The following is a 24,533-nucleotide window of genomic DNA, read 5'->3' as shown; positions in this document are numbered from 1 at the left end:
CAAACTAACTAGATCGTACAAATTCGTATAAACCCCAGAAGACCAAACTGTCGATCGGGCGCACACTAGCGCCATGATGGGGAAAAGCGGCCGCGCGCCGGCCGCCTGACCTGTGCACTGATCTTATGGAGTGGCTGCAATGAGTTTCGCCTCGGTACTGGTCCTGAACGGACCGAATCTCAATCTGCTTGGCACGCGTGAACCGGCCATTTACGGCTCCGAAACGCTCGAAGACGTGGGGCGCATGTGCCGCGACGCAGCACAGCGGCTCGATCTGGCGCTCGACTTCTGCCAGTCGAACGCGGAGCATCAACTGATCGACTGGCTGCACGCGGCCCGTACCATGGTGGACGGCGTGATCATCAATCCTGCGGCGTATACGCATACGTCCGTGGCACTGGCCGATGCACTGACCGCGATCGAGAAGCCGGTGATCGAAGTGCACATTTCGAATGTGCATCGCCGCGAAGCGTTCCGGCATCACTCGTATGTGTCGCCGATTGCCGAGGCGGTGATCATCGGCTGCGGCACGCAGGGCTACGTGCTGGCACTGGAACGGATGGCGGTGATTCTGAAGGCGAGGGCTGCAAAATGACGATGTCGGCTAGCAACAAATCGTATCTGGTCGGGCTGATCGGCTCCGGCATCGGCGGTTCGCTGACACCGGCGATGCATGAGGAAGAGGGTAGCCAGCTCGGTCTGCGTTACGTGTATCGCCGTATCGATCTGGAAGCGCTGAAGGTCGACGTCTCCGCGTTGCCCGACATTCTCGTCGCGGCCGAGCGGATGGGTTTCAACGGCCTGAACGTCACGTACCCATGCAAGCAGCAGATCATTCCTCTGCTGGACGAACTATCTCCTGACGCTCATGCGTTAGGCGCCGTCAACACAGTACTGCTGAAGGACGGCAAGCGTATCGGCCACAACACCGACTGGTCCGGTTTTGCCCGGGCCTTCGAGCGAGGTTTGCCGGACGTATCGCTCAAACGCGTCGTGCAACTGGGCGCAGGCGGCGCGGGTGCGGCCGTCGCCCATGCGGCATTGCAGATGGGTGCGCAGGCGCTGACGCTGTTCGATGTGGACGCGTCCCGCGCGCACATCCTCGCCGATGAATTGCAGGCGCGCTTCCCCGCTTCGATCGTGCGTGCAGGCGACTCGCTTGCGGATGCGCTCGCCCACGCCAACGGCCTGATCCATGCGACGCCGACCGGCATGGCCAAGTTGCCCGGCATGCCGCTGCCGGCTGAGTTGCTGCACAGCGGCTTGTGGGTGGCCGATATCGTCTATTTCCCGATTCGTACAGCACTGTTGCAGGCGGCCGAAGCAGCGGGTTGCCGCACGCTGTCCGGTGGCGGCATGGCGGTCTATCAGGCGGTCGACGCCTTCCGCATCTTTACCGGACTGGAGCCGGATGCCGAGCGGATGTTCGCTCACTTCCAGACGCTGTTGCCGCGCGAGTAGACAGCGGCCGGCCGTGCCGCAAATCTAACGAGACATGAAGGAGACAAAGATGCCGCATCCGCTTCATTCCGCCCATTCCGATCTTCCGGAGCCGGGCCCGCAGACCGCTAACGCCGCCGTGGCCGGCGCGCGCCGTACAAAGGTGCGCTACCGCATCCTCGCGCTGCTCGCGATCGGTACGATGATCAACTATCTCGACCGTACCGTGCTCGGCATCGCGGCGCCGCAGCTGACGAAGGAACTGGGCATCAATGCAGCGTTGATGGGCCTGATGTTTTCGGTTTTCTCGTGGAGCTACGTGGCGTCGCAGATTCCGGGTGGACTGTTTCTCGACCGCTTCGGCAGCAAGGTCACGTACTTTCTGTCGATGACGTTCTGGTCCCTGTGCACGCTCGCCCAGGGACTGGTGCACGGCATTGCGCCGCTGTTTGCATTCCGGCTTGGATTGGGGGTCGCAGAGTCGCCGTGCTTTCCGACCAACAGCCGCGTCGTGGCGACCTGGTTTCCGCAAAGCGAGCGGGCGATGGCGACGGGCACCTACACCGTCGGCGAATATATCGGCCTCGCGTTCTTCAGCCCATTCCTGTTCGCGCTGATGGGTGCGTTCGGCTGGCGCTCGCTGTTCTACGTGGTGGGTGCCGTAGGCCTGGTGTTTGGCCTCGTCTGGTGGTTCTGCTACCGCGAACCGCGCGATCATCCGGCGGCCAACGCGGCGGAACTCGATTACATCGAAGCAGGCGGCGGCCTTACCCATCGCAAGAACAACACGGGCGAAGCGAAGCCGAAGTCGGGCGGCTTCGAGTGGCGCACCATTGGACAACTGCTCAAGCATCGCCAGCTCACCGGCATCTGTCTCGGCCAGTTCGCCGGCAATTCGACGCTGGTGTTCTTCCTCACTTGGTTCCCGACCTATCTGGCCACCGAGCGTCATATGGCCTGGCTCAAGATCGGCTTCTTCGCGATCATGCCGTTCATTGCAGCGTCGATCGGCGTGATGTTCGGCGGCACGTTTTCGGACTGGCTGCTGCGGCGCGGCGTCTCGCCGAACGTGGCGCGCAAGCTGCCGATCATCGCCGGGCTGCTGCTTGCCTCGACGATCGTGCTGGCCAACTACGTCGAAAGCAACGTGACTGTGATCGTGATTCTGTCTGTGGCGTTCTTTGCGCAGGGGATGGCGGCGCTCGGCTGGACGCTCGTCTCGGACATCGCACCGGACGGCCTGCTCGGCGTGACGGGCGGCATCTTCAACTTTGCGGCGAATCTGGCTGGGATCATTACGCCGCTGGCGGTGGGGCTGATCGTGGCGTGGACCGGCTCGTTCGTCGGCGCGCTGGTGTTCATCGGCGCGATCGCGCTGATCGGCGCACTGTCGTACATCTTTATCGTCGGCGATATCAAGCGGATCGTGCTGACCGATTAAGCCAGCCAGCGCGCGCCTGTCCGGCAGCGCGCGTCAGTGTTGCGCTTCGTTGCGCACGAAGCGCAGCACGGCGTCGACCACCATGGCCCGGTGCCGCGTGCGCAGACGCGGATGCGACGGATCGCGACCAAACGCGGTGCCGAACGTATGGCGATTGCCGATCCGGTGAAAGCACAGCGAGCTGATCAGCAGGTGCAGATCGATCGCATCCACGTCGCTGCGAAACTGCCCGCTTGCGACGCCGCGCGCCAGCAGATCTTCGATGGTTTCGATCGCACTCGCGTTGCGGTTTTTGAACGTCTTCAACTGCTCGACATACTTGGCGCCGTGAATGTTCTCGATGGTAATGAGGCGCACGAAGTCGCGATGACGGTCGTGATAATCGAAAGTAAATTCGACCAGCTTGCGCATCCCTTCCACGGGATCGAGTTCGCTGACGTGCAGATCCTGTTCGAGCGCACGAATGTCGCCGTACACCTTCTCGAGCACGGCCTGGTACAAGCCTTCCTTGCTCTCGAAGTAGTAGTACAGCATCCGCTTGGTGGTGTTGGTGCGCTCGGCGATCGCGTCCACGCGCGCACCGGTCAGCCCCATGGCGGAAAACTCCTGGGTGGCGACTTCGAGGATGTTGCGTTTCGTCTCTTCGGGATCGTACTTGCGACGGGCGTCGCTGCCCCGAGGTTCGGACGGGATGCCGCTCTGATCCGGCGCGGCGGCCTTGCTTCCCTTTTTCATTGTGTGCTTAAGCGGCGATGACGGCGCATTCTAGCATGGCGAAAATCGGCGCTTGTTGCTGCGTTTTACCGCCTGCGGCGGGTTTGCGGTGCGATGTCGGGCGCGCGGCGGAGGGTATCAGGAACGCGTCCGGCGACGTGCCGCGAGAGCGTCGCGGGCTTGCATGGTGGTGTAGGTCAACTGCGCGGCGGCCAGCCCGAGCGTGCCGAACGTGGGCGTCAGTCCGAACGTGGCGAACGCTTCCGGGACCGCCCGCTCGCCGGCAATCGCCGCCGCCAGCAGTTCGCCTGAAACGGTAGTGGGAGCCATCCCGTGTCCGCCGAAGCCGACCGCGTACCAGACACCGTCGGCGCTCTGGCCAATCTGCGGCATCTTGTGCCGCGCGTAGCTCATCAGGCCGCCCCATGCATACTCGACTCGCACGTCGTGCAGTTGCGGATAGACCTTCAGCAGATCGGCCCGCAGCAGCCTGGCGATGGCCTCCGGCTCGCGGTTGCGCACGGAGATCCGGCCGCCCCAGAGGATGCGCGTGTCGGGCAGCGGGCGGTAGTAGTCGAAGGCGAAGCGCGTGTCGTAGATTGCCGCGGCGGTATTGATCGCCTCTTTCAGACGCTCGCCCAGCGGCTCTGTCGCCATGACGTAGGTGGCGATCGGCAGCACAGCGCGTTCAACCTGGCGGTAGACGTTGCGCGCGTAGCCGCCGCCTGCCATCACGACTTGCCGTGCCTCGACGGCGCCGCTGGCGGTTTCGACCAGATAGCCGCTGCCCTGCCGCTGCAGCCGTACGACTGGCGAGTGCTCGTAGATTTGCGCGCCCGCCGCGGCAACGGCAGCCGCGACGCCGAGGACATACTTCAGCGGATGGAAGTGGAACGCGTTGCGCTCCAGCAGGCCGCCGTGATAGCGCCGCGTTTTCAGTTGCGTGGCGAGCGTGGCGGCGTCGACTGGCTCCCACTCGACAGCGAACGAGTCTTTCATCAGACGCCGCTGCGTCTCGAGGCGTGCCGGTTCGTCGAACCAGTTCGCGAGAATCACACCGGCGTGCGTGTCGTCGCATTCGATCCCGTAGCGCCTGATACGCTGCCGCATCAGATCGACCGCGTCGGTGGTGAGCGCGTAGAGCTCGCGAGCCCGTGCAGGTCCGAGGACGTTGAGCAGATCGGCGCAGTCGAGGCTGTAGCCGCCGAACACGAAACCGCCGTTGCGCCCGGACGCGCCGAACCCCACGTGCTGCGCTTCGAGCACGACCACGTCGCGCACGCCGCGCTCGACAAGTCCAAGCGCTGTCGACAAACCGGCGAGGCCGCCGCCGATAATGCATACGTCGGCGGCGCGCTTGCCGGACAGAGACGCCCGCTCGGGGCGAACCACGGTGGCTTCGTAAAAGCTTTGCATGAGAGGGAGAGAGCTGGCGCCTGCTTTTGTCTGGCAGGCGCCGGCATAAGACGTTGAGATCAGGACACCGGCAACAGCTTGCCGCTGAATACAACCGGACCGCTCGGGCCGTCCGGATTCGGCGAGCCGCCGGGCGGCTCGATCGAGATGGCGAGGGCGGCGTAGTTTTCAGGCCGTTGCTCGCCCGCGGTGACCTTGCCGTTGCCGCTGTTGGGCATGATCCCAAGCGAGACCGGATGGCCGCTTGCCGGGATACCCCACAACTGCATTGCCCGGTCAGGTGGCAACTGGACATCGCCGAGGCGGTGCAGCGTCATGGACGAATGAGCTTCGTCCCATGCCACCAGCAGGACCGGTTGCGCGTCCTTGTTGTTGAGCACCGCCACGTGCGACACCACGGCTTCGCCTTGCTCCGCCACCGTCTGCGAAGATCCGGACGGACCGGCGCCGAATGGCAGCAGCGAACGGACGGCGACCACCACGGCAATCGCCGCGAGCGCGGTGACGCCGATCGCCCAGCCGCGCCAGAAGGCGAGATTGTCGAACCAGTTGCGCGCCGGGCGGGCAGCTGCTTCCGAAGGCACTGGCGGCACCGGCTGCAGGCCAGCCGCCGCGCTGCGCGCGGAGACGAAACCGAGCCGCTGCTCGATGGCCTCCCAGACCGCCGCCGACGGCATGCGCGCCGGGACGAGTTCAGCCATCGGCTCGAGCCGTTGCTGCCATTCTTCCAGCAAGCGGCGAATCACGACGTCATGTTCCGCGTAGAACTGCAGCCGTCGCCGCGCGCCGCCGCGCAGTGTGCCGACGGCATATTCGGCGGCCAGCATATCGACCAGTTGGGGATAGCGGTGCAGATTCATTGCACACCCCCCAGACAGCTTTTCAGTTTGGCGAGGCCGCGCCGTATCCACGACTTGACCGTGCCGAGCGGAACGGTCAGCGTTTCCGCAATCTCGCTATGGCTCTGGTCGCGCAGATACGCCAGCGCGACTGCCTGCCGCTGCGCCGGTTCGAGCTGCTGCATGCAGCCGTCCAGAAGCCGTGCCTGCAGGCTCACTGCCGACAGCGCTTCCGGATCAGGATCCCCCGTGGCCACAAGATCGTCCAACGCATCACTCCATTCTGTTTCCTGCGTATTCACCCGCCGCAGGTGATCGAGCGCACGGTTGCGGACGATCGCCGACATCCAGGTCATGGGAGCCGACAAACCGCGCCGGTAGTCTCCCGCAAACCGCCAGATGTTGACGAAGCTATCCTGCAGGACCTCTTCGGCCCACTCATGCTTGCTCAATATACGGAGCGCAAGGCCAAACAGTTTCGGTGCCGCGGCGTCATATAGCTCCCGCAGTGCCGCAGAATCCTCCCTGGCAATGCGTTCGAGCAACTCGGTGAGCGTCTCCGGCGTTAGTTCGTGAGTGTTTGCGGTCATGGGGAAATGAGTGATGGCATGCGGAGGTATGTTACTCAATTTCCGTCGAGGGTTATATCCGCATTTCTAACGCCTTATCTGCATCCGTTGCGCCTGTGGCTACGTATAGGGGTCGTAGGCAGTCCTGCGCCAAGAGTCATAACCGCCGCTTGCCAATGGCCGCGCAGGGAAGGGAGGACGGGGTAGTGGTGGTGACCAGTGCTGTATTCCGACGGGGGCAGGTGCCGGGAACAGCGTCACGCCGGGCGGGAGAGCAAGCGTCTGGCGGGCAGGCAGTAAAGATGGAGTAGAGCAGGCTCATTCGGCGGGATGGTCAGGCTGGTTGGCGAAAAACGCCACTGGCCTGACCGGAATGAGCGGGATTACTTGCCCCAGCGCAGCACCAGCGGGTCGAGGCGACGCGCGATGGTCAGGAGGCCGGCGCGTGTAGCGGGGTGCATCGGCAGCAGCGGATGACGTACCGCCTCGGAGCGGATCACGCCGCCTTCTTTCATGAGCGCCTTGCAGGCCGCGAGCCCACCTTGGCGATTCTCGAAGTTGATGAGCGGCAGCCAGCGCTGATATTGAGCCGCCGCCGCTTCGGTGTCGCCAGCCGCATAGGCATCGACGATCAGCCGGATGCCGTCGGGATAGCCGCCGGCCGTCATCGCACCGGTTGCGCCCGCATCCAGATCGGCCATCAGCGTGATCGCTTCTTCGCCATCCCACGGGCCGACGATCGAGTCCCCACCGAGTTCGATCAGTTCGCGCAGCTTCGAGGCCGCCTGCGGGACTTCGATCTTGAAGTACGAGACGTTGCGCAACTCGCGCGCCATCTTCGCCAGGAAAGGTGCCGAGAGGGCCGTGCCGGCAACCGGCGCGTCCTGGATCATGATTGGAATATCGATCGCGTCCGAGACCTTCTTATAGAACTCATAGATGCCGCGCTCACCCACCCGGATCGTCGCGCCGTGATACGGCGGCATGACCATGACCATCGCGGCGCCCGCATCCTGCGCGGCGCGGCTGCGCTGTGCACACTGGTAGGAGCTGAAATGCGTGGTCGTGACGATCACCGGCACGCGTCCGGCGACATGCTCCAGCGCTACGTTGATCAGCGTGCTGCGTTCGTCGTCGGAGAGCGTGAACTGCTCGGAGAAATTCGCGAGGATGCACAGGCCGTTGGAGCCCGCGTCGATCATGAAGTCGAGGCAGCGCTTTTGACCTTCGAGGTCGAGCTGGCCGTTGTCGTCGAAGATGGTCGGCGCGACGGGAAATACGCCGCGATAAGGTGTCGGGTGGGTTGCTTGGTTCATGGCTGGGTGTGCTTGACGATGAGCTTTCGTGTTGACCTGATGGATGGGCTAAAACGTTTTGCCAGAGGGTAGAGATAAAGGTCGGTGTCGCCCGGCGCAAGCGTAGGCAGCCGCGCGGCTCGGTCGCCCGTGGGGGCATCTGATTGTCTCCAGGACCGACTATACGGCGGTCCGTTCCGGCCTGTATAGTGAAATGTTTCCATCCTGTGATCGCTTTTACGACTCACCCGGATTCGTCCCGCGCTTATACGAAACCCACATTTCACATCTCACATGAAAGATACGTTGAACGTGCTGCTGTCGCGCTTGCGCATGAAGCAGTTGCAACTGCTGATCGCGCTCGACGACCATAAGTCGCTGCACAAGGCGGCCGGCGCCATGGCGATGACGCAGTCCGCAGCGAGCAAGGCGCTGCAGGAACTGGAGTCGATGCTGGAAGCGCCGCTTTTCGAGCGTTCGAAAAACGGCATGATCGCGAACCAGTTCGGCCACTGCGTGATCCGCTACGCGCGGCTACTGGCAACGGATCTCACTTCGTTGTGCCAGGACATTGCGGAACTCCGCTCGGGGCGCGGCGGACGTCTGGCGATCGGCGCCATCATGGGAGCGATTCCGGAGCAGGTCGTGCCGGTGCTCAACGAACTGCACGCGAGCCAGCCGAATCTGTCGATTGAGATTGTCGAAGACACGAGCGCGCGCATGTTGCTGCAACTCGACGAGGGAAGGCTCGATCTGGTAATCGGGCGCGCGGCAGTCAGCGCCGATCCGTCGAGATATCAGTATCAGTCGTTGGGTGACGAACCGCTTTCGCTGGTGGTGGGATACGCGCATCCGCCCATCTCGCGCAAGAAACTGACGCTGCGCGATCTGGCCGGACACCGCTGGGTGACCTACCCGAGCCATATGCCGCTGCATGCGCTGCTCGAGCGCGAAATGGATCTGGCCGGCATGAGCATGCCGGTAAGCCCGATCTCGACCGCGTCGACGTTCGTCACGGTCGCGTTGCTTCAGGAAGCGGCGGATCTGGTGTCGGTTCTGCCGACCGGAATTGCCGAGCTGTTCGCGAAGCACAAGATGCTGCGCATCCTGCCAGTCAAGCTCAAGTCGCAGTCGCAAACTTTCGGGATTGTGTCGCGCAAGGGAGGGGTGCTGTCGCCGCCGGCGGAGCAATTTGTCCAGCTATTGCGCGCGCGAAAACCATGAATATCGCACTTCGCAAGCCGCTGCGCTACGTCTCGCGAAAATGGTGTTGTTGGCGCGAGACTGTGGGGTAATTTCGGACCGTTTGTGCGCTCTCAATCCGCGCTACACTGAGCCGGATGCAGGCACGTTTCACAGATAAACGCCTGCTAGGGGGATGCCGCCATGAATCGGCCACTTGTTCGGTTACCGCTTCGCATTACCGCCGCTCCGTCGGTGTGGAAGTGGATCAAATGGTCGCTGGTCGCTGCCGTTCTGGTGGCGCTAGCAATTCTGGCGAAGCTTTGCCAGATCGAAATAGAAACCTCCCGCCTGCAGGCGCGCTACCTGTCCGAGTTGACACGCGACGTGGACTTCACGCTCGCGGACGGAGCGAGCCCCAATATCCGTTTTCCCGCTAACGGTCCGTACGACGAACGGCTCGGCTACGCGTTGCTGCCTTCGTTTCAGCAACGTCTGACCGCGCACGGTTTCGTCGTGGCTTCCCAGGCGCGCGACTCCGAACGCATGCTTTCGCTCGCGGATAACGGCCTGTTCCTGCCGTATCAGGAGAAAGATCAGGCGGGCCTGCAACTGTTCGACGGCACCGGCGCACCGCTTTTCGACGCCAACTATCCGCGCCGGATCTATAGCAGTTTCGACGCGGTGCCGCCACTCGTCGTCAAGTCGCTGCTATTTATCGAGGACCGCGAACTGTTGGACCCCAACCAGCCGAACCGTAATCCGGCCATCGATTGGGGCCGGTTCGGCCATGCGCTGCTCGACCAGGGCGCGCGCTTTTTCAACCGCCATCAGGCGCAGCCGGGCGGCAGCACACTCGCCACGCAGATCGAAAAATTCCGCCACTCGCCGGATGGGCGCACCGCGACGCCGCCTGAGAAATTGCGCCAGATCGCTTCCGCTTCGGTGCGCGCATATCTTGACGGACCGCAGACCATGCCGGCGCGGCGCGAAATCGTCGTGCAGTACCTCAATACGGTGCCGCTGTCGGCGCAGGCGGGGGCTGGCGAAATCAACGGTATCGGCGATGGTCTTGCTGCGTGGTACGGACGCGATTTCGCCGAAGTGAATGCGCTGCTGAACGCGCCGACGTCAGCCGACAATCTCACCGAGCAGGCGCTGGCGTTCCGCCAGGTGCTCTCGCTGATGATTGCGCAGCGCGCGCCGTCGTTCTTTCTTCACCACGGCTACGCTGAACTCGGGCGCATGACGGACAGCTATTTGCGGCTGCTCGCGGCGGGCGGCGTCATCTCCACGTCATTGCGCGACGCGGCACTGAACGCGCAGCTTGCGCTCAGCCCGACGCAGATTCCGGAAGCGGACGCGTCGTTTATCAGCCGCAAAGCGGTCACGTCGATGCGTGCGCATTTGCTGGCGGCCCTTGGCGTGCGCAGCTTTTATGAACTCGACCGGCTCGACCTGCAGGCTACCGGCACGCTCAACAACGCGGTTCAGCAGGCGGTGAGCGACCGGCTCGCGAGTGCGGCGACCAAGGACGGTGCGCAGGCCGCCGGGCTGTATGGTTTCGAAATGCTGCGTCCCGGCGACGATCCGTCGAAGATCACCTACAGCCTGACGCTCTATGAACGCCACAACGGTTCGAACCTCGTGCGCGTGCAAACGGACAGCGTCAACGAACCGTTCGATATCAACTCGGGCGCGCGCCTGAATCTGGGTTCGACCGCGAAGCTGCGCACGGTCATTACCTATCTGCAGATCGTGTCGGATCTGCACGCGCGTTACTCGTCGATGAGCGCGGCCGATCTCAAGAAGGTTCAGCCCGATCCGCAGGATGCATTGACGAAGTGGTCTTTGGACTATCTGGCGCAGACTCAGGACCGCTCGCTGCAGGCGATGCTCGACGCCGCCGTGCAGCGCAAATACTCCGCCAACGCAGGCGAAACGTTCTACACCGGCGGCGGTGCGCAGACTTTCACCAATTTCGAATCGAGCGACAACGGCCAGATTCTGACCATCCAGCGGGCGTTCCAGCACTCGGTGAACCTGGTGTTCGTGCGGCTGATGCGTGACATCGTGCGCTACGAAATGATCCAGACTTCCGGGCCGTCGACGGCATGGCTCGACGATCCAGCCGCGCGCCAGCTTTATCTGAAGAGCTTCGCCGATCAGGAAAGCCGCGTCTACATGAAGCGCTTTTACGCGAAGTACCACGGCAAGACGCCCGACGACGCGCTCAGTGTGATGCTGCACAGCGTGCACAAGTCGCCGCCGCGGATTGCGACCGTGCTGCGCAGTGTGGCGCCCAACGGATCGCAGAGCTGGTTCGATGCGCAGATGCGTGCCCAGCTAAAAGGCACGCCGGCGCAGTGGCTTGGCGACGACGATCTGGCGAAGCTCTATACGAAGTACAGCATGGACAGCTTCAATCTGAACGACCGGGGCTATATTTCGCGCGTGCATCCGCTGGAGCTATGGCTGGTGAACTATCTGCGCGAACATCCGGACGCTACGCTCGATCAGGTTCAGCAGGCGAGCGCCGACGTGCGGACCTCGACGTATTCCTGGCTCTTCAAGACGCGCTATCACGCGACTCAGGACCGCCGCATCAAGCGCATGATCGAGTTGCGCGCTTACGATGCGATCGGCAAGTCGTGGCAGGCGCTCGGCTATCCGTTCGCCAACCTGACGCCTTCGTATGCGGCGGCGATCGGCGCATCGGGTGACCGGCCGGCGGCGCTGGCGGAACTGATTGGCGTGATCGCCAACGGCGGCAACAAGGTGCCGACCGAGAACATCACGCAACTCGATTTCGCAAAAGGCACGCCGTACGAAACGCATTTCGTGCGCGCAAGCGTGGCGCCGCAGACGCAGTTGTCGCCGCAGATCGTCAATGTCGTGCACGGGATGTTGAGCGATGTGGTGCAGGGCGGCACGGCCAAGCGTCTCGCGGACGGCATGACGTTCCCCGATGGCAAGACCTTGCCGGTATTCGGCAAGACCGGTACGGGCGATCAGCGGTTCGAGGTGTGGGCGAAGGGCGGCAGGCTGATCGAGTCACGCAAGGTGAACCGGAGTGCGACGTTCGTGTTCATCATGGGCGACCGGTTCTATGGCACGCTGACTGCGTACGTTCACGAGCCGTATGCGGCGCGGTATGACTTTACGAGTGCGATGTCGGTGCAACTGCTGAAGTCGCTTGCGCCCGCGTTGCAGCCGTTGATGGATGAACCGAAGGCGCCGGCTGCGCCGACGGCGGGTGCGGATGCGGTGAAGCGGAGCTGAGTGGGGGAGAAGGGCGAGGGCGGCTTCTGCGAGGCTGCTCGCCGCTGCAGTCGGCTTTGGTCTCGAAGTTCCATCTAACGTGTTGGCCGCATCCCCGGCGCTTAGTACCCGGCTCTTAGCGCTTTCACATGCCTAGCGCTTCGCGCCTCGCGCTTAACGGCCGCATGTCGGCTCATGGTGCCGGGCTCTTAATATCCCGCTTCCGTCGCCGGCTTAAGAAACAGCTCATGCACTGGGGCAAAGTGCGCGTAGAGCGGCAGGATCGCGCCGCCCATCGCACGCGCGTCCGCGCCAATGGTGCCCTCCAGCAATTGCGGCCGCACCATGCCCTCCCAGACGAAACCATCCAGAACGCGCTCGGTACGGCGGATGATTTCTCGCACCAGTTGACGGTCCAATTCGCCGTCGATCACCACCGCTTCGAGGTCGAGCAGCGCAGTCGCATTGATCAGCGCGCCGGCAATCGCCGGACAAGCCGTATCGAGCCATTGTTCGGTCACACGCCACCATTCCGGCGACAGGGCCCGATGATCGTGTGCGGCAGCGGCTGGCGCTCCGGCATCACTCAATAGTTGTTCGAGCACAAAGCCGGATGCGGCGTGCAGCAATTGACGCGTCGGTTGCTTCGCCCCGACTTCGCCGGTACCGCCGCCACTGCCCGCGACGGGAATCGAACCAACGGCCCCTGCGTTATCGTGCGGACCGCTGTGGAGCCGTCCGTCGATCACCATCCCGCCGCCAATGAACGTGCCGACAAACAAATAGAGAAAGTTATGGATGCCGCGTCCCTGACCCATCACCAGTTCGGCGGCGCAAGCGGCAGTGGTGTCCTTGGCGAATTCGACCGGCAAGCCGGTCATCGCCGCGATACGCGCGCGGATATCGATGTCGTGCCACGCATCGAGCGCATCCGGCGGCGCGCCCAGAAAATCGCGCCAGCCGCCGAGCCACAAAGGCGCAGCCACGCCTACCCCAACCACTTGCCTCGTCCGCTCGCCGAGCGTTTCGTTCAGCCGCGCGAGCTTGGTTTCGAGCGCCGGAAACAGCACCCGCGGATCGGGATACGCGTACTCGAGCACATCGCGGCTGCAGACGTGCCCGACGAAGTCCATCGCCAGCACATCCAGACTGCGGCGCCCGACCTTGATGCCGATCGTGTAGGCGCCTTCGGGACGCAACGCAATCGGCACCGACGGCTGTCCGATGCGCCCGCGCACGCGCGGCTGCCGCGCGAGCAGGCCGTCGTCGATCAGACGGTCGACGATCATCGAAACCGTCTGCATCGAAAGACGCGTCAGACGGCCCACGTCGGCTTTCGCGAGCGGGCCATGCAGGCGGATCGCCTGCAGCACGATCCGCTCGTTGAATTGCCGCATGCCGACCTGATTCGAGCCGACCGTGCGCTTGAGCGGCGAGCGGGTGCCGGTGGTATCCATCGTGGGCGGCCCGTCAGCAGGGTGCGTGCGTCATGCGATTGCCTTGACGTCCGCTTCCTTCGCGCCGGTCATGATGGCGACCGCGTCGGACATATGAATGTCCTTCTTGTTGACGAGCGCCGCGCGCCGGCCTAGCCGCTGGATATGGATACGATCGGCAATCTCGAACACGTGTGGCATGTTGTGGCTGATCAGGATCACCGGCAACCCGCGGTCGCGCACGCGCCGGATCAGTTCGAGCACCATGTTGCCTTCCTTGACGCCCAGTGCCGCGGTCGGCTCGTCGAGAATCACCACGTGCCGGGCAAACGCTGCGCTACGCGCTACCGCGACGCCCTGGCGCTGGCCGCCCGAGAGCGTCTCTACCGCCTGACGCATCGAACGGATGCCGATCTGCAAGCCCTTCATGTGTGCGGTGGCCTCTTCGAGCATGCGGCGCTTGTCGATCATCTTGAAGATCGAGCCGCGCCAGCCGGGCTTGACGAGTTCGCGCGCGAGGAACAGGTTTTCGGCGATGCTCATGGCCGGCGCCACCGCGAGATCCTGATACACGGTTTCGATGCCCTGGGCACGTGCATCGAGCGGACTGCGAAATTTAACCGGCTTGCCGTCGAGCAGAATCTCGCCTTCATCCGGCACGGTCGCGCCCGAGAGCGCCTTGATCAGCGACGATTTGCCCGCGCCGTTATCGCCGATCACGGCCATGATTTCGCCGGGCATCACTTCAAAGTCGCAGCCGTCGAGGGCCGTAACCTGGCCATAGCGCTTGACGATTCCACGCGCCTGCAGAACCGGCGTTTGGGAAGCAGTTTGGGGTGTAGACATGACAGGCTCCTGGTGGATCATCGAGCGCCGCGATGGGACAGCTTGTCGGCGGCGACGGCGAGAATCACCAGCATGCCGGTGATCAACACCTGATAGACCGACGACACGCCGATCAAGGTCAGGCCATTGCGAAACACGCCGACAATCAGCGCGCCGAGCAGGGTGCCGACAATCGAGCCGCGTCCGCCGAACAGACTGGTGCCGCCGAGCACGACCGCAGTGATGCTGTCGAGGTTTTCGGTTTGACCCGCTTGCGGATCGCCCACACCGGTCCGCGAAACCGACAACAGCGCGGCAACGCCGTAGATCGCGCCGGCCAGTGTGTAGACGGTGAGCAGGATGCGTTGCGACGAGAGGCCCATCAGGCGCGCGGCTTCGGCGTTGTTGCCGAGTGCGTACAGGTGCCGGCCGGGCACGGTGTCGCGCAACACGAACCAGGTGACGAGATACATCAGCAGCGTCAGCACGGTGCCGTAGGTCACCTGAGCCGGACCGACGCTGAACGTGTTGCCGAGGAACATGATCGCATCAGGCAGGTTCGAGACGCTTTCTGCGTTCGAGTAGATCTGCGTGAGCGCAAAGGCGATGTTCAGCGTGCCGAGCGTGACGATGAACGCGGGCAGTTTGATGCGCGTAATCAGGACCCCGTTGAGCGCGCCGAACAATGCGCTGGCGCCGATGCCGCAGAGAATCGCGAGGATCGGCGGCACGCCGAGGTTGACGGCGAACTTGGTCATGACGATGGAGCCGAACGCCATCACCATGCCGCAGGAAAGATCGATGCCGGCGGTCAGCACGATCAGCGTCTGGCCGATCGCGATGACGGCGACCACCATGGTCTGCTGAAGAATCAGCGAGAGGTTCTGGAACGACAGAAAGCGGTTGCTCTGCGAGATAAAGAAAATGCAGGCGAGCACAAGCGCGACAAGCGGACCGATTTCGGCGAGTGAAGGCAGCCGCTCGGAGAGAGGGCGGTGGCCGCCAGCCGGGGCAGAAGGGGTCGACATGATGTGTTTCCTCGATGCTAGAGCCGTGGCGCGGCGGCCACGCGGCAAATCTGTGGGAGACCCGTGCGCGGGTCTCCCGGTTGCTTAGGAAGGCTGATTGCCTGCCTTATTGACCCCAGCAGTTGGCCAGACCAAACTTGGTGTCCTTGCTGTCGACGCCGCTCATTGCCTTGTCGGTGATCAGCGTGACGCCGGTATCGTGATAGCCCGAAACCTTCTTGCCGGTCTTGGCATATTCGGCACCTGCGTCCACGCCGAGCGAAGCCATCTTCAACGGATACTGCTGCGACGTCGCGGCGATGGCGCCGGCCTTGACGTTACGCACACCTTCACAACCGCCGTCGATCGAGACGATCATCACGTCCTTATCCTTGCCTGCCGCCTTGAGCGCGCGATACGCGCCGGCTGCGGCCGGTTCGTTGATCGTGTAGACCACATTGATGTCCGGCGACTTCTGCAGGCAGTTTTCCATGGCCGTTTGTCCCTTGGACTGATCGCCGCGCGTGTCCTGGCTGCAGACGATGGACGGATCGCCTTCCTTGATGCCGAAGCCCTGCAGGAAGCCGTTATGACGCAGCACGCCCACCGACACGCCCGGCGCCAGATCGAGCGTGGCGATCTTGGCCGGCTTGCCGCCCATCGCCGACTTCGCGTATTGGCCAATCAGGACGCCGGCCTTGAAGTTGTCCGTGGCGAAGAGGGCGTCGGTTGCGTCTTGCGGTTCGGTCGGTGTATCGAGCGCAATCACCATCAAGCCGGCGTCGCGCGCCTTCTTGATGCTCGGCACGATAGCCTTGGTATCGCTCGGCGTGATCAGAATCGCCTTGGCGCCCGCGGTGATCATGTTTTCGATCGCGGTGACCTGACTGGCGTTATCGCCGTCGAACTTGCCCGCCGCGGTCAGCAGCTTGGCGCCATCCTTCTGCGCAGCGGCCTCTGCACCCTGGCGCATCTTCACGAAGAACGGGTTGGTGTCGGTTTTGGTGATCAGGCCGACGATGGGCTGATCAGCGACCGCCAGCGTGGCGCTTGCGCACCATACGGCAGATGCGGCGACGCACAGGGTGGCGAGACGCCGGGCGACGGGTTGCCTGCAGGTTTTCTGATTCATGGGGACGCTCCTCCGGATAATTGACAACGACGTTTTTGGACTGCGGTCGATTCAATAGCTGATGGGCGCTGCTGCGCCTCTTGTGGCCGCGCTGGCTGCGACGAATGACGCAGTTCGGTTGGCCGTTTTCGATTAAATCACTTTGGTTTATTTAGTACAGCAGGACGACGGAGCAGAGTCAAGGAGGGGAATTGGTGCGGCGCGGTCGAACGAAGCGGTCTGAATCACCCGCTGTGGCTTGACTGGCATAGGTCTGGCCAGATTGATGCGATGCGGAAACGGCGGCGCCGGATTGGGGTAAGTCTGGAGGCCAAATGACGCCGCGCGGTGAATTTGATTGTTATTTGGATGTAAGAAAACTCAGGCGGAAGGGGAGGTCTGGCGGAATTGTTTTCTCTTGTTGCGCTGCGGCATGATCGGTCTATAATAGGGTTATTACCTAGGTAGTTAACCTAGATCTCTTAAGCGTAGCCTGAACTGGAGCTTGCCATGAGCCACATCACCACGACTTCTACCCCCGTCGCCAGCAGCTGGTTTGCCCGCGTCGCCGCCGTCGCGCGCCATGCCCTGCAACTGCATCTGCAAACGTGCGCCATCATTGCCGAAGCGCATCGCCGCCCGAATTAAGCATCGCCGGGTTGGGCATTACAGGTCCAGCACCACGGTGGACTCTTCTCCGGTTCCCGTTCTCGCGGGAATCGCCGAGCAGATCAGCGCATGCCCCGGCGCAACGTCCCCTTCTATCGGGGAGGGGTAACTGACCTCGCCGGACAGCACGCGTGTCGAGCATGTCCCGCATACGCCGGATCTGCAGTTGGATTGCGCCGGCACGTCATTCGCTTCGGCGAAGTCGAGTAGCGTTCCCGCTTCCTTCGACCACATCGCATCGCGCCCCGTCCGCATGAATACGACTTTCGACACCTTCGTGGGGTCCGGAGCCGACGCGCGCTGCCCTGCGGCCAGAGCAGTCGTAGCAGCCTCTGCAACCGGAACAACCGCAGCGCTTTGAGTCCGCTTGACGCTCGCGGGCCCGAAAGCCTCGAAACGAATCCTGTCGTCCGCGATATTCAGGGCACGCAGACCGCTATACAGGTCTTGCATAAACGCGCCAGGGCCGCACAGGTAAAAATCGTAATCGCCGAACGGCAGCACGCGTTTGAGAAACTCGATATCCACGCGTCCCACGGAGCGCACTCCATCTTCCCGGGTAACCTCGTTGGGCCGGCTGTCGCGCAGATGCACCGAAACGTGTGGATGCGCCGCGGCCACGGCCATCAACTGTTCGGAGAACGGATGGTCGTTGGCGTCGCGCGCGCCGTGAACGAAGTAGATGTGTTCGGGCCGCGCGTCCCCAGGTTGGCTGGCGAGCAGGCTGTTAAGCATCGCGATCATCGGGGTAATGCCAATACCTGCCGAGAGCAGCACAACCGGACGCGTGTTGGCCCGCACCAGCGTAAACGCGCCTGACGGGGCCTTGGCCTCGATGATTGCGCCTTCGGTGATGTGCTCATGCAGCCACGTCGATACGACACCTTCGCGCTTCACTGTGATCCGATAGTAGCGGCCGTCGGCGGCGTCGGAGAGCGTGTATGTCCGGATCAGCGGTGAAGCATGTCCCGCCACGTTCAAACGAATGGGCAGGAACTGACCGGGCTCGAAGCGCGGCAATGGAGCGCCGTCCACCGGTTGCAGATAGAACGAACGCGCGGTCGGCGTCTCTTCGCGCACCTCGACCACCTTCATCTGACGCCACGCGCCTGCAGCCGGAGCAACCGCTTCGGGCTGCGTTTTCCAGCTACCCGTCTTCGCAAGCTGAGGCGCGTATTGCACCGCAGACCAACGAAACGGCAACACGCGCGGCGTGCGCCGCACCTCGCGGACATGAAAGCGCATGAGGCGCTCGGCCGCCTCGTACGACGCCACTTCCGCACCTTCCCAGATGATCTCGGCATCCACGGCGAGGTACAGCAGATCGCCGCTTTCGAAGTCGATCGCGAGCAAACCCGCGCGCGGATCCTCAAGCAGGTTGCCAATCGTATTGAAGAACAGGTTGCCACTGAAATCCGGCACGGTCAGCGTGTGCGCGTCGTCGACGCGGATAAAGCCGGGCTTGCCGCCGCGATGCGAGACATCGGCGCCACGAGCCAGACCGGCGTCGCTGGAAGCGTTGGCGGTGGCGATAAAAAACGTATCCGCACGGGACAACAGCGCGCGGTCCGCGTCACTGAGTTCGGCAGACACCTCCGGCGTGACAGGTTCGTCCTGCGCAGACGAGATAAAACTCGGCGCGCGGCTCTGAATATATTTGGCGCAATTGCCGAAGCTCTGGCTCACGCTGAAAGTCAGCGTGTCGTGATCGAGCGCGCTGATCACACCGTTGACGCGATTGCGCCGACGCGTAGCCGGCTGAATGCCAAGGCCGCCGATCAGCGAACCGACCTGCCACGATGTTGCCAACGGATCGCCTGGCAGAGCACGTGCGGCGATGCGCACGGTCCGTTCATCAGGAGTCGAAACAAAACCCGGTTCGCCCACGCGGAGCGTGGCCCACGGCTGGCCGCTCGCATCGAGTCCACTCAACACCATGAACGGCTGTTCCGCAAAGAACGTGCGGTGCTGCTCGGGCATGTAGTCGCGGATGCCGCGGCGTGCGTCGACGTTCATGCGTTCCCGCACGCCGACCCGCTCCTGCGCTGCGAGTTCGCCTACATGAAACGGCGATTCCGCGGCGCGCCAGCCGGGCGCGGGAACACGAACTGGTGCAGAGGCAGGGGCGGGAGCAGGGGTAGTCATGATGACCTCGATCGACGGTCAGCGTTGGCAGGCGTAGCACGCCCGCATGAGCTATGAGGCTTCGGCGAGCAAACCGGCTTTGCTCGCAGGCATTGGCAAAAAGCGCGGCAACGCTTCGACTCGTTTCAGCCACGCACGGATATGCGGGTACGGCTCGAGCGACACGCCGCCTTCAGGCGCGTGCGCGATGTACGAATGCGCCGCGATATCGGCAATCGTCGGCGTTTCGCCGGCTGCGAACCGTTTGTCGCTTAACTCGGCGTCGAGCACCCTGAACAGACCGGCGGCGATCTTCTGCGCCGTCTCCAGATGATGCGGTGCGCCGAACAACGTCACCAGGCGTGCGGCACACGGGCCGTAGGCAATCTTGCCCGCAGCCAGCGAAAGCCAGCGCTGCACAGCAGCGGCACCAAGCGGATCCTGGGGCAGCCAGGACGGATCGCCGTATTTGCGCGCGAGGTAAACCAGGATCGCATTCGAGTCGCTCAGAACCACGTCGCCGTCTTCGATCACCGGCACCTCGCCGAACGGATTGAGCGCGAGATGAGCGGGCGTGCGGTTGTCGCCGGCTGCCATATTGAGTTCGACCACCGTGAACGGCAGATCGAGCATCGTCAGGAACAGTTTGACGCGGTGGCCATGGCCGGACAGCAGCGTCGTATGCAGCCTGATGGGTTGAGCGGGCTTGGTGGAGGACATCGGGTGCTCCGTGAAGCAAAGTTAAGTTCGGGGTGTTGATGAAGCTTATGCTTCGCGGACTGGCCTGAGAAGATGGATAATCGTGGTTACTCTATCCTCTTAAAGTGGACAATCGAATGGCTAGCGCGAGCGATGTGAATCTCAACCGGCTGGTGGTTCTGGTCGCGGTGATCGAAGCAGGCTCGTTGACGGCTGCCGCCGAGCGGCTGGGCATCGCCAAGACCATGGTCAGCACCCATATGCAGCGGCTCGAAGCGGAAGTGGGGGCGAGCCTGCTAGTGCGCACCACGCGGCGGATCAGCGTCACCGAGGCCGGCAGGGCGTTCTACGAAGCGAGCCGGCAAATCCTCAGCATTGCCGACGAGGCGCTGCAGGCGGCGGGGGATGACGGCGGCGCGCTGCGCGGCACATTGCGGGTGGCCACGCCGGTCGACTACGGTGCGATCGTGGTGGCACCCGTGCTCGTCGCGCTGCGGCAGCAGCATCCCGAGTTGCACATTGAAATGGTATCCAACGACCGGCTGGTGAATCTGCTGGCGGAAGGTATCGACGTGGCGATCCGCGTGGGAAAGCTGGCTGATTCGAGCCACCGCGCAGTGAAGGTCGACAGCTTCGAGCGCTGGCTGGTGGCGAGCCCTGCGTTTGTCGAGGCGTGGGGCACACCGGCCACAGCCGCGGCGCTGGCCCGGTTGCCGTTCGTAGGGAACGCAGTGTTGCCGAAGCCGTTGACGGTCTCGCTCGAGAATTCACGTGGCAAGAAGCAGACGGTCCGATTCACCGCGGGCTTTCTTGCGGACACCGCGCCGGCGTGCCTGGCAGCGACGCTAGCGGGTGGTGGAGTCGGAGCACTGACGAATTTCTCGGTGGGCGAGGATGTCGCGGCAGGACGCCTCGTTCGTCTGCTGCCGGACTGGTCGACGCCCCCCGCCGGCATCCACGCGCTGTTTCCGCCGGCGCGCTATACGCCGCCCAAGGTGCGCGCCTTTGTCTATGCACTTCGCGCCCATATTGGATCAGAAGCGGCGTGAACTAAAACGCAGCCTTCGTATGCCGCTCACCTCCAGTCCGTTGAAACATCGTCCGGGTCGATCAGCGTCAGTCCCGACGACGGCAACGGCAGGGCCGTCTTATACCGCACCTGCTTGAGTGCAAAGCTGGAACGGATGTTCGAGACGCCCGGTATTTTCGTCAGATGTTCGAGGATGAAGCGCTCGAGCGTCTGCATGTCCGGCATCACGACGCGCAGCAGGTAGTCCGCGTCGCCCGTCATCAGATAGCACTCCATCACTTCCGGGCGCTCGGCGATGGCCTGTTCGAAGCGCTGCAGCGCTTCTTCCACCTGTTTCTCCAGACTCACCTGAATGAACACGTTGATGCGCAGCCCGAGCGGCTCCGGATTCAGCAACGTGACCTGTTGCTTGAACAACCCCAGTTTCTCGAGCGCGCGCACCCGGTTAAAGCACGGCGTGGGCGAGAGGTTGACCGCGCGCGCCAGCTCGGAATTGGTGATGCGCGCATTCTGCTGCAACTGGCTGAGGATGCCGATATCGATGCGGTCCAGCCGTTTCGGCGTGGTTGTCATAGATGACATATTCCGTAAATTGGCGTATGCGAAGAATAAATACACTATCCAGACCCGGAATGACAAGCAAATCAGAGGCCTATTTTGCGGATTGATGGTTACCATGGTGCCAACCCTGTTTAACCGGATACCCCCTCCTGGAGTGGCGTCATGACGGATTTGTCGAGCGGTGCATTGCAGTTGGGTTCTCCTGGGCGCGCTCAGGACGACAGCGACCCCGGGGAAACAGCCGAGTGGCTGGAAGCGTTCGATGCCGTCGTACAACACGTCGGTCGCGACCGCGCGCACTTTCTGTTCGAGCGCCTCGCGGCGCATGCGCTTGCGCAGGGCGTTGAATCGTCCCGGGCGCGGGTGACGCCCTACGTCAATACGATTGCCTTCGATCAGCAGCCCCGTTATCCGGGCGATCTCGAACTCGAGGAGCGGCTCGCCGCCGCGTTGCGCTGGAATGCGCTCGCCATGGTGGTGCGGGCCAACAAGGCGTACGGCGAACTCGGCGGCCACATTGCGAGCTATGCATCGGCGGCGGATCTGTTCGAAGTGGGCTTCAATCACTTCTTTCGCGCCGCAGCGCCCGATGCAGGCGAGGGCAGCGGGGGCGATCTCGTGTATTTCCAGCCGCACTCGTCGCCGGGTGTGTATGCGCGGGCATATCTGGAAGGATTCCTGAACGAAGAAAATCTGCAGCACTACCGGCGCGAAATCGCCGGGCCCGGCCTGTGTTCTTATCCGCATCCGTGGCTGATGCCGGACTTCTGGCAGTTTCCGACTGGCTCGATGGGCATTGGCCCGATCAATTCGATCTACCAGGCGCGCTTCATGCGCTATCTGCAGAATCGCGGCCTCGCGCAGACCGAAGGCCGCAAGGTGTGGGGTTTTTTCGGCGACGGCGAGATGGACGAGCCGGAATCGATCGGCGCGTTGTCGCTGGCGGCGCGCGAAAGGCTCGACAACCTGATCTTCGTGATCAACTGCAACCTGCAGCGGCTCGACGGCCCGGTGCGCAGCAACGGCCGCATCATCGACGAGCTCGAAGCGCACTTCAGCGGCGCCGGCTGGAACGTGATCAAGGTGGTGTGGGGTTCGGACTGGGACGCGTTGTTTGCGCGCGATCGTACCGGCGCTCTCGCGCGTGCCTTCGCTCACACCGTGGACGGCCAGTTCCAGACCTTTTCGGCGAATGACGGTGCGTATAACCGAGAACGTTTCTTCGGCCAGAATCCCGAACTCGCGGCGCTCGCTGCGCAGCTGAGCGATCAGGAAATCGACCGCTTGCGCCGCGGCGGTCACGACGTGCGCAAACTGCACGCAGCCTACGCGAAGGCTTTGGCCCACCGCGGCCAGCCTACGGTGATCCTTGCGAAGACGATGAAGGGCTTCGGCATGGGCACGTCCGGGCAGGGCAGGATGACGACCCACCAGCAAAAGAAGCTCGATTTCGACGACCTGAAGGCATTCCGCGACCGCTTCCGCTTGCCGATTCCGGACGAAGACGTCGAGCAGGTCAAGTTTTACAAACCAGCGGAAGACAGCCCGGAAATGCAATACCTGCATGCACGCCGGACTGCCCTGGGGGGCTATCTGCCCAGAAGGCGGAGAGTGGCATCGAAGGGGCTGACCGTCCCTTCGATCCAGACCTGGGGGCAATTCGCGCTGGATGCGAACGGGCGCGAGATGTCCACGACGATGGCGCTTGTACGGATGCTGACCGCGCTGTTGAAGGATGGCGAGATCGGTCAGCGAGTGGTGCCGATCGTGGCCGACGAAGCGCGCACGTTTGGGATGGCGAACATGTTTCGCCAGGTTGGAATCTATTCGCCGCTCGGGCAGTTGTATGAGCCGGAGGACCTCGGTTCCATGCTGTATTACCGTGAGGATACCAAAGGACAGATTCTCGAGGAGGGGATTTCGGAGGCGGGCGCGGTGTCGTCATGGATTGCGGCGGCCACGTCGTACAGCGTGCATGATCTGCCGATGCTGCCCTTCTACATCTACTACTCGATGTTCGGCTTTCAGCGGATTGGCGACATTATCTGGGCAGCGGCGGATCAGCGTGCGCGCGGGTTTCTGATCGGCGCCACCTCGGGCAAAACGACGCTCGGTGGTGAGGGCTTGCAGCATCAGGACGGCACCAGCCACCTCGCGGCATCGACGATTCCGAATTGCCGTGCCTACGATCCTGCGTTCGCGTACGAGGTAGCGGCGATCGTCGATGAGGGCATGCGCGAGATGGTCGAGCAGCAGCGCGACGTGTTCTATTACGTCACGGTGATGAACGAGAACTACGCGCAGCCTTCGGTACCCGAGGGCGATTTGCAAACGGTGCGCGACGGAATCCTCAAGGGGATTTACCAGCTGCCTACCGAGTCGACTGCAAAAGCGCGTGTGCAGTTGCTTGGTGCGGGGGCGATTCTCGGCGAAGTGATCGCCGCGCAGACGATGCTCAAGGACGATTGGGGCATCGACGCCGCCGTGTGGAGCGTGACCAGTTTCACCGAGTTACAGCGCGACGGCATGGCGGCCGAGCGGTCTTCCAGACTGGGCGGCGTGGAGATTCAGCCTTATGTGAGCTCGGCGCTTGGCGCCTCGCAAGGACCTGTAATTGCCGCGACGGACTATGTGCGTGCAGTGCCGGAACTGATTCGGGCGTATGTGCCGCGCCGGTATGTGACGCTTGGGACCGACGGGTTCGGCCGCAGCGATACTCGCGCCGCGCTGCGGGAGTTCTTCGAAGTGGATCGGGCTTCGATCGCGATTGCTGCGTTGAAGACGCTGGCCGATGAGGGAGAAGTGGAGGCGCGGGTGGTTCGGGACGCGGTGGAGCGATATGGCAAAAGCGGCTGGCCTGGTGGCGCGGCCTGGGTACGGTGAGGGCACGGTACGCCCGAATCACCGTTACGTC

At 63.1% G+C, this 24,533-nt stretch carries 20 protein-coding genes; 8 read left to right on the top strand and 12 right to left on the bottom strand.

All coding sequences use genetic code 11. The annotated features are described in order from the left end of the window. Positions 1-139 precede the first annotated feature (139 nt). Genes aroQ through BUS06_RS35740 form a run of 3 tightly spaced genes read left to right on the top strand, consistent with a single transcriptional unit; the run spans position 140 to position 2,881 of the window. Positions 140-595: a type II 3-dehydroquinate dehydratase gene (gene aroQ / locus BUS06_RS35750; RefSeq protein WP_074268959.1), complete on the top strand. Its 456-nt coding sequence runs from the start codon at positions 140-142 to the stop codon at positions 593-595. Next, positions 592-1,461 (top strand): shikimate dehydrogenase, encoded by an 870-nt coding sequence (locus BUS06_RS35745; protein ID WP_074268958.1) that lies wholly within the window; start codon positions 592-594, stop codon positions 1,459-1,461. Before aroQ ends, BUS06_RS35745 begins: the two co-directional genes overlap by 4 nt. Positions 1,462-1,510: 49 nt before the next feature. Further along, the gene (locus BUS06_RS35740; RefSeq protein WP_074268957.1) at positions 1,511-2,881 is read left to right on the top strand and encodes an MFS transporter; all 1,371 of its coding nucleotides are present in this window, start codon (positions 1,511-1,513) and stop codon (positions 2,879-2,881) included. 33 nt (positions 2,882-2,914) lie between these two features. On the opposite strand, the gene BUS06_RS35735 is transcribed toward BUS06_RS35740, so the two are convergent. The 5 genes from BUS06_RS35735 to BUS06_RS35715 all read right to left on the bottom strand — a co-directional run bounded on the left by BUS06_RS35735 (position 2,915) and on the right by BUS06_RS35715 (position 7,735). Further along, positions 2,915-3,616, bottom strand: coding sequence for a TetR/AcrR family transcriptional regulator (locus BUS06_RS35735; RefSeq protein WP_074268956.1), 702 nt, complete (start codon positions 3,614-3,616; stop codon positions 2,915-2,917). Between the two features lie 117 nt (positions 3,617-3,733). Further along, positions 3,734-5,011, bottom strand: a complete 1,278-nt coding sequence (locus tag BUS06_RS35730) for an NAD(P)/FAD-dependent oxidoreductase (protein ID WP_074268955.1) — start codon at positions 5,009-5,011, stop codon at positions 3,734-3,736. A 59-nt stretch (positions 5,012-5,070) separates the two neighbouring features. Continuing rightward, positions 5,071-5,871, bottom strand: coding sequence for an anti-sigma factor (locus BUS06_RS35725; RefSeq protein ID WP_074268954.1), 801 nt, complete (start codon positions 5,869-5,871; stop codon positions 5,071-5,073). After that, a complete protein-coding gene (locus BUS06_RS35720) occupies positions 5,868-6,440 on the bottom strand; it encodes an RNA polymerase sigma factor (protein WP_074268953.1) in 573 nt (190 codons plus the stop codon). Before BUS06_RS35720 ends, BUS06_RS35725 begins: the two co-directional genes overlap by 4 nt. 362 nt (positions 6,441-6,802) lie before the next feature. Then, positions 6,803-7,735, bottom strand: coding sequence for a dihydrodipicolinate synthase family protein (locus BUS06_RS35715; protein ID WP_074268952.1), 933 nt, complete (start codon positions 7,733-7,735; stop codon positions 6,803-6,805). 273 nt (positions 7,736-8,008) lie between these two features. Here BUS06_RS35715 and BUS06_RS35710 point away from each other — a divergent pair, with 273 nt between their 5' ends. Then, positions 8,009-8,938, top strand: coding sequence for a LysR family transcriptional regulator (locus tag BUS06_RS35710; protein WP_074268951.1), 930 nt, complete (start codon positions 8,009-8,011; stop codon positions 8,936-8,938). A 162-nt stretch (positions 8,939-9,100) separates the two neighbouring features. Continuing rightward, positions 9,101-12,178, top strand: coding sequence for a transglycosylase domain-containing protein (locus BUS06_RS35705; RefSeq protein ID WP_074268950.1), 3,078 nt, complete (start codon positions 9,101-9,103; stop codon positions 12,176-12,178). A gap of 188 nt (positions 12,179-12,366) precedes the next feature. Here the strand turns inward: BUS06_RS35705 and BUS06_RS35700 are convergent, their stop codons facing one another. The 4 genes from BUS06_RS35700 to BUS06_RS35685 form a co-directional block, all read right to left on the bottom strand. Then, a complete protein-coding gene (locus BUS06_RS35700) occupies positions 12,367-13,614 on the bottom strand; it encodes an ROK family transcriptional regulator (RefSeq protein ID WP_074268949.1) in 1,248 nt (415 codons plus the stop codon). A gap of 30 nt (positions 13,615-13,644) precedes the next feature. Continuing rightward, on the bottom strand, positions 13,645-14,439 hold the full coding sequence (locus BUS06_RS35695) for an ATP-binding cassette domain-containing protein (protein ID WP_074268948.1): 795 nt from the start codon (positions 14,437-14,439) through the stop codon (positions 13,645-13,647). A gap of 17 nt (positions 14,440-14,456) precedes the next feature. Further along, positions 14,457-15,446 (bottom strand): ABC transporter permease, encoded by a 990-nt coding sequence (locus BUS06_RS35690; RefSeq protein ID WP_074268947.1) that lies wholly within the window; start codon positions 15,444-15,446, stop codon positions 14,457-14,459. Positions 15,447-15,552: 106 nt separating this feature from the next. After that, on the bottom strand, positions 15,553-16,557 hold the full coding sequence (locus BUS06_RS35685) for a sugar ABC transporter substrate-binding protein (protein WP_074268946.1): 1,005 nt from the start codon (positions 16,555-16,557) through the stop codon (positions 15,553-15,555). Between the two features lie 489 nt (positions 16,558-17,046). On the opposite strand from BUS06_RS35685, the gene BUS06_RS38020 reads away from it, so the two are divergent. Then, complete coding sequence (locus BUS06_RS38020) at positions 17,047-17,184, top strand: hypothetical protein (RefSeq protein ID WP_167379459.1); 138 nt, start codon at positions 17,047-17,049, stop codon at positions 17,182-17,184. 18 nt (positions 17,185-17,202) lie between these two features. On the opposite strand, the gene BUS06_RS35680 is transcribed toward BUS06_RS38020, so the two are convergent. Continuing rightward, a complete protein-coding gene (locus BUS06_RS35680) occupies positions 17,203-19,350 on the bottom strand; it encodes a 2Fe-2S iron-sulfur cluster-binding protein (RefSeq protein WP_074268945.1) in 2,148 nt (715 codons plus the stop codon). Positions 19,351-19,401: 51 nt separating this feature from the next. Continuing rightward, positions 19,402-20,049, bottom strand: a complete 648-nt coding sequence (locus BUS06_RS35675; protein WP_074268944.1) for a glutathione S-transferase family protein — start codon at positions 20,047-20,049, stop codon at positions 19,402-19,404. Positions 20,050-20,165: 116 nt separating this feature from the next. Here BUS06_RS35675 and BUS06_RS35670 point away from each other — a divergent pair, with 116 nt between their 5' ends. Beyond that, complete coding sequence (locus tag BUS06_RS35670) at positions 20,166-21,077, top strand: LysR family transcriptional regulator (protein ID WP_074268943.1); 912 nt, start codon at positions 20,166-20,168, stop codon at positions 21,075-21,077. A gap of 26 nt (positions 21,078-21,103) precedes the next feature. Here BUS06_RS35670 and BUS06_RS35665 read toward each other — a convergent pair whose 3' ends face one another. Then, a complete protein-coding gene (locus tag BUS06_RS35665; RefSeq protein ID WP_074268942.1) occupies positions 21,104-21,631 on the bottom strand; it encodes an Lrp/AsnC family transcriptional regulator in 528 nt (175 codons plus the stop codon). 150 nt (positions 21,632-21,781) lie between these two features. On the opposite strand from BUS06_RS35665, the gene mdeB reads away from it, so the two are divergent. Further along, entirely contained in the window at positions 21,782-24,502 is a 2,721-nt protein-coding gene (gene mdeB, locus BUS06_RS35660; protein WP_074268941.1) for an alpha-ketoglutarate dehydrogenase, read from the top strand. Positions 24,503-24,533: the final 31 nt, after the last annotated feature.

Origin of the sequence: Paraburkholderia phenazinium, from assembly GCF_900141745.1 — a bacterium.
GTDB classification, from domain to species: Bacteria; Pseudomonadota; Gammaproteobacteria; order Burkholderiales; family Burkholderiaceae; genus Paraburkholderia; species Paraburkholderia phenazinium_B.
The sequence above is the reverse complement of the archived record's forward strand: the minus strand, read 5'-3'. Positions and strand labels throughout refer to the sequence as shown.

Coding starts and splice junctions, on each gene's coding strand:
- aroQ (WP_074268959.1), top strand. CDS start 140: ATGAGTTTCGCCTCGGTACTGGTCCTGAACGGACCGAATCTCAATCTG.
- BUS06_RS35745 (WP_074268958.1), top strand. CDS start 592: ATGACGATGTCGGCTAGCAACAAATCGTATCTGGTCGGGCTGATCGGC.
- BUS06_RS35740 (WP_074268957.1), top strand. CDS start 1,511: ATGCCGCATCCGCTTCATTCCGCCCATTCCGATCTTCCGGAGCCGGGC.
- BUS06_RS35735 (WP_074268956.1), bottom strand. CDS start 3,616: ATGAAAAAGGGAAGCAAGGCCGCCGCGCCGGATCAGAGCGGCATCCCG.
- BUS06_RS35730 (WP_074268955.1), bottom strand. CDS start 5,011: ATGCAAAGCTTTTACGAAGCCACCGTGGTTCGCCCCGAGCGGGCGTCT.
- BUS06_RS35725 (WP_074268954.1), bottom strand. CDS start 5,871: ATGAATCTGCACCGCTATCCCCAACTGGTCGATATGCTGGCCGCCGAA.
- BUS06_RS35720 (WP_074268953.1), bottom strand. CDS start 6,440: ATGACCGCAAACACTCACGAACTAACGCCGGAGACGCTCACCGAGTTG.
- BUS06_RS35715 (WP_074268952.1), bottom strand. CDS start 7,735: ATGAACCAAGCAACCCACCCGACACCTTATCGCGGCGTATTTCCCGTC.
- BUS06_RS35710 (WP_074268951.1), top strand. CDS start 8,009: ATGAAAGATACGTTGAACGTGCTGCTGTCGCGCTTGCGCATGAAGCAG.
- BUS06_RS35705 (WP_074268950.1), top strand. CDS start 9,101: ATGAATCGGCCACTTGTTCGGTTACCGCTTCGCATTACCGCCGCTCCG.
- BUS06_RS35700 (WP_074268949.1), bottom strand. CDS start 13,614: ATGGATACCACCGGCACCCGCTCGCCGCTCAAGCGCACGGTCGGCTCG.
- BUS06_RS35695 (WP_074268948.1), bottom strand. CDS start 14,439: ATGTCTACACCCCAAACTGCTTCCCAAACGCCGGTTCTGCAGGCGCGT.
- BUS06_RS35690 (WP_074268947.1), bottom strand. CDS start 15,446: ATGTCGACCCCTTCTGCCCCGGCTGGCGGCCACCGCCCTCTCTCCGAG.
- BUS06_RS35685 (WP_074268946.1), bottom strand. CDS start 16,557: ATGAATCAGAAAACCTGCAGGCAACCCGTCGCCCGGCGTCTCGCCACC.
- BUS06_RS38020 (WP_167379459.1), top strand. CDS start 17,047: ATGAGCCACATCACCACGACTTCTACCCCCGTCGCCAGCAGCTGGTTT.
- BUS06_RS35680 (WP_074268945.1), bottom strand. CDS start 19,350: ATGACTACCCCTGCTCCCGCCCCTGCCTCTGCACCAGTTCGTGTTCCC.
- BUS06_RS35675 (WP_074268944.1), bottom strand. CDS start 20,049: ATGTCCTCCACCAAGCCCGCTCAACCCATCAGGCTGCATACGACGCTG.
- BUS06_RS35670 (WP_074268943.1), top strand. CDS start 20,166: ATGGCTAGCGCGAGCGATGTGAATCTCAACCGGCTGGTGGTTCTGGTC.
- BUS06_RS35665 (WP_074268942.1), bottom strand. CDS start 21,631: ATGACAACCACGCCGAAACGGCTGGACCGCATCGATATCGGCATCCTC.
- mdeB (WP_074268941.1), top strand. CDS start 21,782: ATGACGGATTTGTCGAGCGGTGCATTGCAGTTGGGTTCTCCTGGGCGC.